The 14,166-nt window shown below is 46.0% G+C and carries 10 protein-coding genes and 2 pseudogenes; 4 read left to right on the top strand and 8 right to left on the bottom strand.

Annotation, left to right across the window (positions count from 1 at the left end; genetic code table 11):
• Positions 1–92 precede the first annotated feature (92 nt).
• The 5 genes from ACYX4W_RS03010 to nfuA form a co-directional block, all read right to left on the bottom strand.
• Positions 93–845, bottom strand: a complete 753-nt coding sequence (locus tag ACYX4W_RS03010; RefSeq protein WP_476074637.1) for a class I SAM-dependent DNA methyltransferase — start codon at positions 843–845, stop codon at positions 93–95.
• A 274-nt stretch (positions 846–1,119) separates the two neighbouring features.
• A complete protein-coding gene (locus ACYX4W_RS03005) occupies positions 1,120–1,503 on the bottom strand; it encodes a VOC family protein (RefSeq protein ID WP_476074636.1) in 384 nt (127 codons plus the stop codon).
• Positions 1,504–1,577: 74 nt separating this feature from the next.
• Positions 1,578–2,273: an aspartate/glutamate racemase family protein gene (locus tag ACYX4W_RS03000; protein ID WP_476075437.1), complete on the bottom strand. Its 696-nt coding sequence runs from the start codon at positions 2,271–2,273 to the stop codon at positions 1,578–1,580.
• A 211-nt stretch (positions 2,274–2,484) separates the two neighbouring features.
• The gene (locus tag ACYX4W_RS02995) at positions 2,485–2,715 is read right to left on the bottom strand and encodes a hypothetical protein (RefSeq protein WP_474829031.1); all 231 of its coding nucleotides are present in this window, start codon (positions 2,713–2,715) and stop codon (positions 2,485–2,487) included.
• 45 nt (positions 2,716–2,760) lie between these two features.
• Positions 2,761–3,339, bottom strand: coding sequence for a Fe-S biogenesis protein NfuA (gene nfuA, locus ACYX4W_RS02990; RefSeq protein WP_118491185.1), 579 nt, complete (start codon positions 3,337–3,339; stop codon positions 2,761–2,763).
• Between the two features lie 161 nt (positions 3,340–3,500).
• On the opposite strand from nfuA, the gene ACYX4W_RS02985 reads away from it, so the two are divergent.
• Positions 3,501–6,158, top strand: a complete 2,658-nt coding sequence (locus tag ACYX4W_RS02985; protein WP_476074635.1) for a M14 family zinc carboxypeptidase — start codon at positions 3,501–3,503, stop codon at positions 6,156–6,158.
• A gap of 66 nt (positions 6,159–6,224) precedes the next feature.
• Here the strand turns inward: ACYX4W_RS02985 and ACYX4W_RS02980 are convergent, their stop codons facing one another.
• Positions 6,225–6,869 (bottom strand): ComF family protein, encoded by a 645-nt coding sequence (locus ACYX4W_RS02980; RefSeq protein WP_476074634.1) that lies wholly within the window; start codon positions 6,867–6,869, stop codon positions 6,225–6,227.
• 167 nt (positions 6,870–7,036) lie between these two features.
• On the opposite strand from ACYX4W_RS02980, the pseudogene bioH reads away from it, so the two are divergent.
• From bioH to ACYX4W_RS02965, 3 genes and pseudogenes are all read left to right on the top strand, one after another.
• Positions 7,037–7,847 (top strand): annotated as a pseudogene (bioH, locus tag ACYX4W_RS02975) (pimeloyl-ACP methyl ester esterase BioH).
• A gap of 176 nt (positions 7,848–8,023) precedes the next feature.
• The gene (locus ACYX4W_RS02970) at positions 8,024–8,341 is read left to right on the top strand and encodes a hypothetical protein (protein WP_476074633.1); all 318 of its coding nucleotides are present in this window, start codon (positions 8,024–8,026) and stop codon (positions 8,339–8,341) included.
• Between the two features lie 14 nt (positions 8,342–8,355).
• On the top strand, positions 8,356–9,306 hold the full coding sequence (locus ACYX4W_RS02965) for a putative metalloprotease CJM1_0395 family protein (RefSeq protein WP_476074632.1): 951 nt from the start codon (positions 8,356–8,358) through the stop codon (positions 9,304–9,306).
• Between the two features lie 162 nt (positions 9,307–9,468).
• On the opposite strand, the gene ACYX4W_RS02960 is transcribed toward ACYX4W_RS02965, so the two are convergent.
• Positions 9,469–11,247 (bottom strand): C1 family peptidase, encoded by a 1,779-nt coding sequence (locus ACYX4W_RS02960; RefSeq protein ID WP_476074631.1) that lies wholly within the window; start codon positions 11,245–11,247, stop codon positions 9,469–9,471.
• A 437-nt stretch (positions 11,248–11,684) separates the two neighbouring features.
• Positions 11,685–14,067 (bottom strand): annotated as a pseudogene (locus tag ACYX4W_RS02955) (Tex family protein).
• Between the last annotated feature and the right edge of the window lie 99 nt (positions 14,068–14,166).

Below are 14,166 nucleotides of genomic sequence, written 5' to 3'. Positions count from 1 at the left end.
TTTATAACGCTTCGCTGACCTTACTTAGTGAAGGCGTGCTGAGCACGCTGCCTCTCTCAGTTTTTCTAGGGCATCATTCAGTATTATTTTTGCTACTGTGTTTTTTGCGCGGCTCTTTTTTGCACAATGATAATAGTGTGTAGCTCAGGGTGCTGATCAAACTCAACGTGGCGAATAAATCCGCCAGCTTCCATCAATATTTCCAAGTATCTATGTAGCCCTAGCGAGGCGTAGTAGACTTCTGGGCCCATCACTTCGTTTGTATGTTGACCACTTTCATCCGTGCCACCGCAGCTAAAAAGTAACACGCCGTCATCGTCTAAGTGGTTCACTAGCTTCTTAAGCAAAGGCTCTTGTTGCGTTAGAGGAATATGCCAAAAGCTATCCCAAGCGCTTATAAACGAATAGTGCTTGGGCATAGTGAATGTACACACGTCGGCGCGATAGAAGGTATGAGCGGGTAATTGAGTTGTCGCAATGGCAAGCATTTCTTCGGATACATCAATACCTTCGTAAGTTAACCCTGCGCTTTCGATAATGGGAACAAAGCGGTTTGTGCATCCACAACCTATGTCTAGCGCGTAACCTCGTTTTTTGGGTTTGACTTGATTGCTCTCGTCTCCTTTATTTAGCGCTTCTCCTTTGTTAGGCGCTTCTTTCTCACCAAGCGCTTCTCTTTTGTTAGGCGCTTCGCTTGGCACTGTATCGGGCTCTTGTGATGGGGTGTCCGGCAAAAATGACAGGGCTTTTTGATAGGCCGTCATGCCATTTTTCTGATTAAATTCAGAGCGAGTCCAAAGGTGAGTAATGGTGTCGTAGGCCTTGCCAGTTTCTTCAGGTGTCATATTCCCTCTGTTAGCTGAGCTTATACTGGTTCAAGATTAATTCATTTAACAGCAATGTATAGTCAAAGTACAAGGAAGAGAAAAAGCGAAACCCGTTTGAGGCATGGAGCGGCCAGACAGTAACGCCTATGCTTTTTCGCTTGGCTAGGGCTTATATGTAGACTTAAATAGACATACCCAAAGCGCTATTACTTAAAGCGCTTTGGGCCAAATAGACAGCTAAAAGCTAATAGCCTGCAAAAAGAGCGTAGTCATAAAGCAGGTAGAACTTCAGCTATTTTTTTATAATGTGCGTGGCACAGAGTTTGTTACCCGCAGGGTCGCGAAGATAAGCTAGATAAAGTTGGCGTTCGCTATTACCTCTAACACCAGGAGGGTCTTCGCATGGAACGCCCCCATTTTCGCTTCCTACCTTATGCCATTCATCTACGATGTCTGGTGTACGCGCTGCAAGACCAAGGGTTGTTCCATTGCCGTGTGTCGCTTCCTCGCCATTAATTGGCTTGGTTAGGGCTAAAATACCTTTGGGCGTATAGTAAAACACGCGTCCATATTCATCAAAAACGCCTGGCTCGTAACCCAATACACCTAAAATAGCGTCATAGAATTTCTTCGACGCCTCAAGGTCGTTTGCACCTAACATAACGTGGCTAAACATAGTTGTGTCCTCTGAAATAGTAGGGGTAACCCCTTTTTATCAAATTCGGTTACTCGTGCTCTGCTCTAGTTTATTTATTGCCCTAAAGCGAAGTCTACCGCGGCTTTAGCATGGATAGCGGTAGTGTCGTATAACCTAATCTTGGTATGCTGTTGTTGCACTAATAACGCGATTTCGGTGCAGCCTAGAATGATGCCTTCAGCACCCTCGGCCGCAAGTGCGTTTATTACTTCAATATACGCCTCACGAGAATCAACACAAATCACGCCCTTGCATAATTGTTCATAAATAATGTTATGGACTGTATCTCGTTGTTCGGCATTCGGAGTGATAACCTCAATACCGAAAATCTCCTCAATACGCGATGTATAAAAGGTTTGCTCCATAGTGAAGCGGGTGCCTAGCAGGCCAACTTTCTTAACTGAATTTTTCTGCAGCACACGACCCGTGGCATCGGCAATGTGAATAAGAGGGATACTAATATTTTGCTCTATGTCACCCGCCACTTTGTGCATGGTATTGGTACAAATTAATACGGCTTTTGCACCTGCAACTTCTAAATGCTTTGCCTCGCGGATAAGTATGTCGGCGGTTTTATCCCATTCGCCCTTATGTTGAAGCTGCTCTATGTGAGCAAAGTCAACGCTGCTTATAATCATGGGGGCATTGTGGAGGCCTCCAAGTTGTGCGTTGACGCCTCGGTTTATAGCTTGGTAATAACTGACCGTTGATTCCCAGCTCATGCCGCCGAGCAAGCCTAGCTTTTTAATAGTATTTTCCACAGCTCACCTTTTTTAGGTACTTAGTACTACCTTCAATCTACCGATAAAATGAAGTCGCGACTAGTGGCTGGAAGAAGGAAAACATTATGAACAGAAATATAACAGCGATATAACTAGCTAAGTGTAGGGAGAGACGTTGGCGCGTTGTGAATACTTTAACGCGGTAAAGTGGCTTAAATTAAATAGATAAGCTCAATTGTTAGAACTTAGGTGGCGGTTTCTTATTTTTCATAAACGAGAAACGCTGAATGAAAATGCCCCAGTAGCCCAACATGGCAATAGCAAAACCAAGAAATAGCACCAGAAGGCTTAGGTAACGCAGCGCAACATGAAGTTCGCTAAGGGTAAACAACATCAAGACGCCAACAACGAAAATAGATAAGCCTATTTTAAATCGTTGCCAGCTCTTGAGTGGATCTTGCGTCAGCATAAGGGCAGCATTGTAATGTGCACCTAAATAAGCGCAGTATTGCGCTTAGTAGTAAGAGTGCTCACCGGCTTGGTGTTCAGTTGCATCGCGCACGCCTTTAAGCTCGCCAGCGAACTGTTCAATCATTTGCTTCTCTATACCTTCTTTGAGCGTCACGTCTACCATCGAGCAGCCATTACAGCCACCGCCGAATTGAAGAATAGCGTAGCCATCATCAGTTAACTCGGTAAGTACAACATTACCTCCGTGGCTGGCTAGCTGCGGGTTAATTTCTGATTCAATCATGTAGTTGATTCGCTCGACTAAAGGGGCATCGTCGGCCACTTTGCGCGCTTTAGCATTAGGCGCTTTAAGTGTTAATTGCGAGCCCATTTGATCGGTAACGTAGTCAATTTCCGCCTCATCGAGGTAAGGTGCACTTTCTTCGTCTACCACGGCATCGAAGCCGTTAAACGTAAGGCGAGTGTCTGTTTCTTCGACAGCGTCCGGCGGGCAATAGGACACGCCACACTCAGCTGACGAGGTGCCTGGGTTTACGACGAATACACGAATATTCGTGCCAGACTCTTGTTTACTCAGCAGTTTTACGAAGTGAGCCTGGGCTTCTTCTGATATAGTTATCATCAGCAAGTCCTACATATTTTGAAAATTTAGATTATTGTATCAAATTTACCTGAGTAAAACAGTCAGGTATTAATTAAATAAATTATTCCAGTGAATCGAATTTGTTGAGAGCGACGTACCTCGGTATTACTCTCAACCATAACAACAAGACGGGAAGCGCTATGTTAGCGAAACTAAAAATCTCCGCCAAAAATAACCCATTATCACTTACAGTATTGTTGGCGCTTGGCACTATCGGCCTTGGGGCGACGACCAGCCAGCAAGCCCTGGCACAGCCAGCCTTATCATCAGTGGTTACTGTTACCCCTGATACCGGCGGGCAGCCAGTTACCGCATACTTACCTGATACAGTATCCTACAACCCAGCTATTCCTACGCCTGAATCTGTACTTGGTGCCAACATTGGTGAGTGGCACGTACGTCACGACCAAGTCGTAAATTATATGCAGTTGCTTGCCGAGAAATCTGACCGCATCACCATTGAAGAAACTGGCCGTACCCACGAAAATCGCCCGCTTTTACTCATGACTATCACTGCGCCGTCAAACAGAAACAACATTGAAGCCATGAGGCAGCAGCACATTGATGCCATGGAAAGTGGCAAAAAAGTAGGTGGCGGCGCTCCTTTGATTTTTTACATGGGCTACAGTATTCACGGTAACGAGCCTTCCGGTACCAATGCTTCCCTAGCGCTGGCTTATTACTTAGCCGCCGCTGAAGGTGAAGAAATTGATGCCTTGTTGAACAACAATATTGTGCTGTTTGATCCATCTTTCAACCCCGATGGACTCTCTCGTTTTGCTCAGTGGGCAAATATGCACAAAGGCAAGCAGTTAGTTTCTGATAGCCGCCACCGTGAACATGACGAGGGGTGGCCGTCAGGCAGAACAAATCACTACTGGTTCGATTTAAATCGCGACTGGTTATTGCTGGCGCACCCAGAGTCACAGGCGCGTATTAAACAGTTTCATAAATGGCGGCCACATATTCTGACCGATTTTCATGAAATGGGCACAGACAGCACCTATTTCTTTCAGCCCGGCGTACGCTCGCGCAAAAACCCCTTAACGCCAGACGAGAACGTCACCTTAACTGAAGCGCTTGCGCATTATCACGCGGCTGCATTCGACGAACAGGGCGAGCTGTATTTCACCGAAGAAGCATTCGATGATTTCTACGCTGGTAAAGGATCTACTTACCCGGATTTACACGGTAGCGTGGGTATTCTGTTTGAACAGGCCAGCTCACGAGGACACCTTCAAGACTCTATAAACGGCAAGCTTGCTTTCAAAGACACCATAGCGAACCAAATTACCACGTCTCTCAGTACCTTTAGGGGCGCATTGGCAAATAAGGCTGCAATACTTGATTACCAATCGGGCTTTGTGAAGAGTACGCAGTCTTTAGCTAAGCAAGATGCACAGGCTGGATTTGTGGTAAGTGCATCGAATGATACCGCTCGTTTTAACGCGTTTATCGCATTACTAGAGCAGCATCACATCGAATATGAAGTGCTTACAGAGAACTTCGACGCGAACAAGATTAGCTACAAGGCTGGGAAGGCAATATTTATCCCTACTAACCAACCTCAATATCGCCTAGTAAAGTCAATCTTTTCTACGCAAACATCATTTGAAAATAACACCTTCTATGATGTTTCAACGTGGAATTTAGCGTTGGCGTTTAACTTGGACTACACGCCTTTAGACAAGGGCGATGTGCGAAGCCTTACGCTAAGTGACAACTCTGCTCTAACACAAGCAACACCTAATAATATTCAGGAAAACGCTTATGCCTATGCGTTTTCATGGCAGCATTATTACGCGCCCGCCATGCTTCAAACTTTACTGGAAGCCGGCGTGAAAGTGCGAAGCAGTGAAAAAGCGTTTTCCGCTATTAAATACGATGGCAAAAATGTTGACCTTCAGCCCGGTAGTATCGTGGTACCTAAAGGTTTGGGGCAGCCCGAAAACTTAGTAGCCATTTTGAGCGAAGCGCAGCAACAACTTCAGGTACCTGTGTTTAGCTTGCGTAGTGGGTTAACGCCGACAGGTAATGATTTAGGTAGCCGGAGTATGGCGCCAGTGGCGTTGCCGCAAGTGTTGATCGTAGGCGGTGAAGGTACCAGCGAATACGAAGCCGGTGAAATGTGGCATTACTTCGACACAAAGGTTGGTATAGCGCCTAGTATCGTAGAGCAACAACATTTAGTACGTGCGCTTAATGACCCTAGCATCTCATACACTCACATTCTATTTCCAAGTGGTCGCTATCGCTTTACAGAGAACGACAGAGCGAGAATTGAAGACTGGGTGAAAGCCGGTGGCGTGATTGTAGGCCAAAAATCTGCACTGCGTTACTTCGCCAAACACAAGTGGCTAGATGCGGATATTGTAAGTAAAGAGACCATAGATAACGCTTTTGATGAAAGCGATTTAAGCTACAAAGACAGATCATCGCTCTATGCCAGAAAGTTGGTGGCAGGCGCTGTATTTGAAGCAGATATTGATAACTCTCATCCACTTTTTTATGGCTACAACGATGACACGCTACCTATGTTTAAAACGAACAATATGATCGTGGAGGCAAGTGGTTCGCCGTTTGTCACGCCAGCACGCTACACTGGCGAGCCGCTCATGGCAGGGTTTAGTGATAAAAGAATGGTTGCGCTAATGGCTGAATCGACTGCCGTGACGACTCAGAAAATGGGGCGTGGTGTGGTCATTGGTTTTACCGACAATACGCAATTTAGAGGCTACTGGTACGGCACGAACAAAATGCTAGCTAATGCAATTTACCAGTCGCACTTTATCCGCTAAATCAGTTTATAAGGCGCGGTGAATGCCGCGCCTAACAGCGCATTTTTATATATTCCTTTTTAAACCTTACGCCTTTAGCAATAAGCTGCTTTTAGGTGGCGGCGTAAATACCGCTGCCCACACTTGAACCTGTATATTTGGGTAGCGCTGCTTAAGTCTTTTACTTAGTGTGTTTACGGTCACCCCCGTAGTAAGCACGTCATCCACTATCGCCACGGTGAAATCGCTACCATCTTTATTTCTTTGCGCTGCCGCTATTTCGTCATCAATACACTGCTTGGATAAAGTAAATACACGGTTTGCGTTCTCTGCTCTGGCCATTTTGGATAAGTGGTGCTGCACACTAAAACCTTTGCGGCTAGCCCACGCTTGGTTAATGGGTATACCTAGTTCGCGGCTTAAGCTTTCACACAAAAGCGTAGCTTGGTTGTAGTGACGCTTTGCAAGCCGCCATGCACTAATTGGAACCGGAAGTAGTACATCTGGCACTGATAGAGTGCACTGTCGCTTTTTATGGACAAACCAGTTACTTAATACTTTCCCTGCCGTCAGTGAATGCGTAAACTTTAACTGGTGAACCAGCGATGACATGGGCCATGTGTGAAGCCCCAGCACGGATAGTGCGTCGTAATGGCTATGCTTGACGTGGCCTGCCACAGGGCCGTATTGAAGTAGGTTACTCCCATGTAATGAGGCTTCGAAAAAAAACATGTCATTTTCACACCAGTGACATACTGGCGTAGGACTTGCCTGATAACATAGCAAGCATGAAAGGTTCATAGTGTTGATTCCATCAACTTCCTTGAATTGTCGAACGTCGACCTATTTTCATCATTTCGTGTTTTCACAAAAACACGTTTCTGCCTAAGGAGGTGTAAATGGAAATTTTGCATACAAACGGCGAGCTTGTCACCCGTACTCAGGGTACAGGCGTAGATGTAGTGTTTCTTCACGGTTGGGGTATGAACAGCGGCGCGTTCACATCCTTTATCCCTTACCTTAGTGATAATTTTCGCGTTACCACCATTGACCTTCCTGGGTTTGGAGAAAACGCGGAAATCGTGCCTTCACCTTACAATGTTGAGTCCCTTGCCCAAGCTATTGTAGACAAACTGCCAGACCAGTGCGTGTTGGTTGGATGGTCACTAGGTGGATTGGTAGCTCAAAAGCTCGCGTTATTAGCACCAGAAAAGCTCAATGGACTGGTTACTATTGCTTCAACGCCTCGTTTTATAGCCGGACCTTGCTGGCCAGGCATTGCGGCTGATTTACTTACTATGTTTGAAACACAGGCTGGAGAAGAATTACCAAAAGACACTCGAACGCTTTTTGGCAATTCAGGCTATGGGTAGTGAAACGGCAAAGCAAGATATTAAAGCAATACGAGAGCAGGTCACTCAATTTCCAGAACCCGCTGAGGAAGCGCTTAAGAAAGGCTTACGTATATTGTCTACTGAAGACATGCGACACGATGTAGGGCGGATAACTACGCCTACGTTGCGATTATATGGCAGATTAGATAGTTTAGTGCCGACCAGTGGAATAGATCGTATATGTGAGTTGCACCCACAGGCCGATACGGTTGTTCTTCCTCATGCCTCTCATGCGCCTTTTATTTCTCATCCTCAGCAAACTGCCGATATTCTATTCCGTTTTGCTGCGGGAATTTACCAACAGAAAGCGTCTTGATCTAACGCCTCAATACGGCTTCAAACTGCTATTAATCGGTGGTTTGAAGCTTTTCGTTTCGTTACAGCTAATTAAAAGTCGCCTGCTTACAATAAGTTAATGGTAGTGTGTGATACATGACTTTCCATTTGTGTGAAATTGGTCAATAATTGCACATGAGAGGTTAGGGGTAGTGTATGACAAATATTGATGGTTTAAGTGCAGGCTCTGCATTTGCAGCGGCTCAGTATGGGTTACAAAGTGCAAGCGATGGCGTATCGCAGGCAGCGGCAAATATTGCTCAGCGAACGGCTGAGGATGCTATTGCACCCGCTCAACCTACAGTAGCTACCAGCGAATCAAACAATACTTCTTCTAACTCCGCTTCTAGCACTACGCGTTTAACCGACGATTTAATTGCGCTTAATGTAAACGAGCGTAATGCCCAAGCTTCCGCCAAAGTTTTAGGGGTGGCCGACGAGATGCTTGGCACTATCATTGACGTATTGGCTTAAGTGGAGCTGGTACGGTGAATATAGTAACGCCAATCCTTAACGCTATTGCTTATCCCACGGCGAATGTAAATACAGAATCTGCCCGTAGAGATAACGTGCAGCGGGAAACTATTCCCCAAGCGTCAGACTCCCAGCAAGGCGCTTCTCAAAAAGGTTTAGGTTCTGAAACTGATAAGGCTAAAAGCCCGGGGCAGCCGCCAGCTCCTGTCACCTACGAACGCCCTCAAATACAAACCGAGCTTCAAGCCGCTTTCCAAAACGTTTTTGGGCAAGAAAAAGACAATGCGCAGGACGAGAGTGCAGGCAAGCAAGACGCGAAAGACAGGCAGCAAGAGCAACAAGAGAAGCAAGAAGCCACGGAAATTGAACAACTAAAAGCCCGTGATCAGGAAGTAAGAGTTCACGAGCAGGCACATGCGGCAACAGGTGGGCAGTACGCAGGTGCACCGCGATATGAATACACTACAGGCCCAGATAATAAGCGCTATGTTACCGATGGCGAGGTGTCTATTGACATCTCAGAAGAGAAAACGCCAGAAGAAACGCTGCAAAAAATGGAACAGGTGCGCGCCGCAGCGCTCGCGCCAGCTGAGCCTTCTTCGCAAGACTTAAAAGTGGCCGCTGAGGCATCTCAAAAAGCGACAGAGGCGCGAAGTGAGATTGCTAAAGCGCAAGCTGATAACCCACCAACAGCGGAATCTATTACAGAGCAGACTCCAACCGGTAGTGTCGATACAGTTTCAGGTATTGAAACTATCACTGAGTCCGAAATTAACACTGGCCCAAGAATAGGAGCGGCGGCAGACGAAGTGTTGGATAGTGCGTCTAACCCCGCAAACGCTATATCTTCGAAAGGCTTAGAAGCAAATGCGCCTGACGCCATGCAGACAAGAATAGGCCGTATTCAAAACGCTTATTTACAAGCTTACACTCCATCTAGAGAAGGTATATCTCTTCAAGCATAATAGCCAGCTTCAAGCATGATAGCGTAAGTTAGTGCTGGCTGCTTCATATTACACCAACAAATTAACCCGCTGAATAACTTACGATCTAGCCCAAGAAACTGCGAGCTAAATCGCAAGTACGGCACTTTTATTTATGCAAAAGTTTCTTCAAATCAGCAAGCCCTAATAATCCAATATCGCCTTCGTAAACGGATATTTAGGTGCACCACCAGTGATATCTGATAGCACCGAATTCATGGTATCTACGTCGCTATCGAATCCACCATGGGATGTAGCTGCCGTCGCATTACCTTCTTTTCCTTCGCTGTATTTAAACGTTACGTTAGACAGTGGCTGATTAAATACGGCCATACCTAATAATGGCATCTCCGGTTTAGGTTCAAAAGCATTTGATACCAAATAGAGCAGTGATTTTTGGTAAATACGCGCCACGTGATCATCTTTTTCTAATGCTTCAGATAAGTTATAAATCGTGGTCGACTGGATATGTTCTCCCTCTATAAACTCCGAAAGCTTTTCGTCGAATAGAGAATAGCTAATGGCTGGGGCCATTAAATGCAGGCTTGATACTTTTATATTTTCATCAACTTTGAATAACCTTGATAGACTGTGTGCATGAAAAATAGAGCCTGCCGAATGACCCACAACATGCAGCTGTATCCTTGGGTTGTTTTTCAAATAGTCGGCTAACTTTGTTAAAAAGTAGGTGCCATCGGACGTGGTGCGGGTAAAAGGCGTGCAAGCGTCTGATTTCATTTCACGCCACAGTGCGCCGCCCACTTTACGTGTCGCCCATTCTAAAATGCGGTCAGTGTAGTCGGTAAAAGCCCCAACTTTGGTGCTAATTTCTTCATTCTTAAAGCCTAAAATATCTTTTAGCTCTTCAAGCATGCCTGTGTCATACATGAAGTGAATGGGGTACACATCATTTTTAAGAAAGGTGTCTTTCATGGCGGCAATGCGTCTAGCCGAGGCTTTAATGCTATTCAAGCCTCCGTGCGCGTACAGCATTACATGTTCATGATTACTGTCGAAAAGCTTTTCAATAATGGCATCGACGTGGTTTTTATTGCTCCAATATTTACTTTTAGTATCAAAGTGCCCGTCATCAAAATGAACGAAGTGATCTTGAATACTTACTCGTGGCGTAGAGCGAGAGAACAGCCCTTGTGCGATAGAGCGCGTAGCTTGATGGTAGGTACCCGTACCTGAAATAGGAAGAGCGAGTTGTACCACCCAGGCATCCATAACATTCAACGCCCAGTCATCGTATCGCCAAAGCGCTAGCCCTGATTTTTTCCAATCCGTACCCCACGAGTTCTGAATCCAAAAGCCTTCATCATTGTAGCCAACAATGGCGAACGCATGACCTCCCATGGGTTCAGGTCTTAAGTTTATCGCGTCGCCCGCGGCGTCTTTCCAGCCTTCATGAATTCTCGCAGAAACAAAGATTACACCCACTTCATTAAGTGCAGCATGAAAATCGCTAATTTCCCGTTCAAGGCGGTAGTATGCGCCGAGCCTATGATTACTGGCGTTATCAGCTATGGCGAGGGTCATTTCAAATTCGTTGCTGTGATTGATATTTTGCGTCAGTGAGTCGCTGCAAACTCCGCTGTTATACCAGCCTTTAATAGCGCCGCGGCAGCTAGAGCCATCATAAGCTTCACCCAACCATTCATCGTGACGCTTTGCCATGGCATAAAGCATCCATGGGCTCACGGTATGTTTTCGGCCTTGCTGGCGATAGATAAAATTTATGGTGGCGGCCAAGGCAAAGCCTGTACAAGCGCCGTCTTTGCCTTGGTCTAATATACCCAAGTTACCCGGCGGGTCGATAAAAGGTTTAAGTGGGGTAAGGTTGGGTTGGTAGTAGCGATCCCGAAGGTCGGGGTAGTCTGCACTGACATTTAACATGCTTTTTGAAACCGGTAAGTTCATAACATCATCCTCTGATTAGGGCAGGTGATTTTTGCTGTACAGCGAGATGAAACGCGCGTACACCAAAGACCGTCGGCCGTTAACTCATTATGGTCGTCCGAAAGTACTGCCTGTAAAAAAAGGCTGAGGTCAAATGAGCAACATTACCTTCGTTAAACGTTAAGGCACTAAAAGCATGTCAACGGCCCTGCTAAACGCTACCAATATACGAAATTCGGTTTCGGTGTGACCCACACCTTTTTATTGTTTCGGTATTCTCTATTTTGGTGCTCTGGCTAAAGAGTATTTAGGCATATAGAATTTCTATGCGCTACAAACTAATGTGCCACAAAATAATGTAGAAAAAAACGACAGGCTAAACGAAAGCGTGATAAAAAAGGGCCTGTCAATGACAGGCCCACTATAAGCAACATTAAATTGTTGTGAATCGCTACTATCTACTTTTTCGCTTTAGCAAACGCGTCAGCAAAGGCATTACCCATGGCGCTGTTTTGAGGCTGGCTGTTGCGATTGCCGCCTCCCTTGTTTGAGCGCGGATTTGCTTTGCTATTGGCACGCCCAGCCCCTTGGTTATTCGCACCTCTACCTGAAGCCCCCTTGCCTGAAACGCCCTTACCTGAAGAGCTATCGCCAGCGGTATTATTACTCTGACTCGGTGTATCGTCTAAGCGCATGGTAAAGGAAATACGCTTGCGCGGTACGTCGACTTCAAGCACTTTTACTTTAACGATATCGCCTGCTTTAACAACCTCACGAGGGTCTGAGATAAACTTGTTAGTCAGTGCTGAAATATGTACCAGTCCATCCTGATGTACTCCCACATCAACAAACGCGCCAAAGTTAGCTACGTTGCTCACTACGCCTTCTAGGATCATACCTGGCTTCAGGTCGTTAATAGTTTCAACGCCTTCTTTAAACGCCGCTGTTTTAAATTCAGGACGAGGGTCACGACCTGGCTTGTCTAGCTCTTTTAGAATGTCTTTAACAGTTGGCAAACCAAATGCGTCGCTGGTAAAGGTATCTGGCGACAGGCTTTTTAGAAGCTCGGTATTGCCGATGATGTCGTTAACCGCAACAGCAGTGGTATCTACAATTTTATCGACTACAGGGTAGGCTTCAGGGTGAACCGCAGAAGCATCAAGTGGGTTGGTACCGTTTACAATACGCAAGAAACCCGCCGCTTGTTCAAAAGCTTTTGGACCCAAACGCTCAACTTTTAACAGTGCTTTACGGTCTGGAAAAGCACCATTGGTGTCTCTGAAATTCACAATGTTGTGCGCTAAGGTTTTGTTTAAGCCTGATACATAGCTCAATAGCGCAGGCGATGCCGTGTTTAGGTCAACGCCTACCGCATTTACACAATCCTCAATTACACGGTCAAGAGACTTACCTAACTGGCTTTGACTTACGTCGTGCTGGTATTGGCCTACACCAATAGCTTTAGGCTCAATTTTGACGAGCTCTGCGAGTGGGTCTTGCAGGCGGCGTGCGATAGACACGGCACCACGAATTGAAACATCCAGATCAGGCAGCTCTTTCGAGGCAAGCTCAGACGCTGAATACACAGAAGCGCCAGCTTCACTTACCATAATTTTCTGTGCTGTAAGTTCGCTGTTGTTCTTAAGCATTTCTCCGACAAGTTTGTCGGTTTCACGAGAACCTGTACCGTTACCAATGCTGATTAAGTCTACTTTGTATTGTTTACACAAGGTTGTTAGCGTGCGAATAGACTTATCCCACTGATTTTGCGGTGCGTGTGGGAATATGGTATTTGTCGCTACCACCTTACCTGTACTGTCTACTACCGCTACCTTAACGCCAGTTCTTAAACCTGGATCTAGACCCATAGTGGTTTTTGCACCTGCAGGTGCAGCCATCAACAAGTCGTTTAAGTTTTTAGCAAATACTTCAATGGCTTCTTCTTCAGCACGCTCTCGAAGGGCGCTGGATAGCTCAGTTTCCATGTGTAAACCAATTTTGATTTTCCACGTCCACTGCACTACCTGAGCTAAGAAATCATCAGCGCCACGACCGCGGTGCATGATATCGTAGTGGCTTGCGATAATGTGCTCGCAATGAGATGGTCCCTTTTCTTCTGATTGTGGGTCGGCATCTAGCTGAATATGAAGCATGCCTTCATTGCGACCTCGGAACATGGCCAATGCGCGGTGCGATGGAACTTTTTTGTATTTTTCGCTGTGTTCAAAATAGTCTTTATACTTAGCTGCTTCTTGCTCTTTACCTGGTACAACCGTACTTTTTACGTGAGCATTTTCAGTAAGGTAATGGCGCACTTTCGCTAGCAAAGCAGCATCTTCAGCAAACCTTTCCATAAGGATATAGCGAGCACCTTCTAGCGCGGCTTTAGTATCAGCAACGCCGTTGTCTGCATTAACAAACTCTTGCGCTTTGCTTTCAGCGTCTGTGTCAGGGTTGCTAAACAATGCATCGGCTAGCGGCGCTAAACCTGCTTCGATAGCAATTTGTCCTTTAGTACGCCTGCGAGGCTTATACGGTAAGTACAAGTCTTCAAGGGTTGTTTTGCTGTCAGCACCGGCAATGCTGCTTTTGAGTTCGTCAGTGAGTTTGCCCTGCTCTTCGATAGATTTAAGAATAACGTCGCGGCGTTCTTCTAGCTCACGTAAGTAGGTCAAACGCTGCTCTAGATTACGCAGACTGCGTATCATCAAGGCCTTGGGTTACTTCTTTGCGGTATCGGGCAATGAAAGGAACGGTTGCCCCTTCATCGAGAAGTTTTACTGCGGCAGTTACTTGCGAGGGTTGAACGCTAAGCTCTTCTGCAATTTTATTGGTAATCATAAGTCGCTCTAAGATACTAAAAGTTCGCGTTAGGCAATGGCGAATAAACGGTGTGTGACAGGCTTACATACACAGCGTTAGTAGTGAAAATAAGAGCGG

Source organism: Alteromonas sp. ABH4_454 (assembly GCF_056311775.1).
This window is presented reverse-complemented; position numbering and strand designations above follow the sequence as displayed.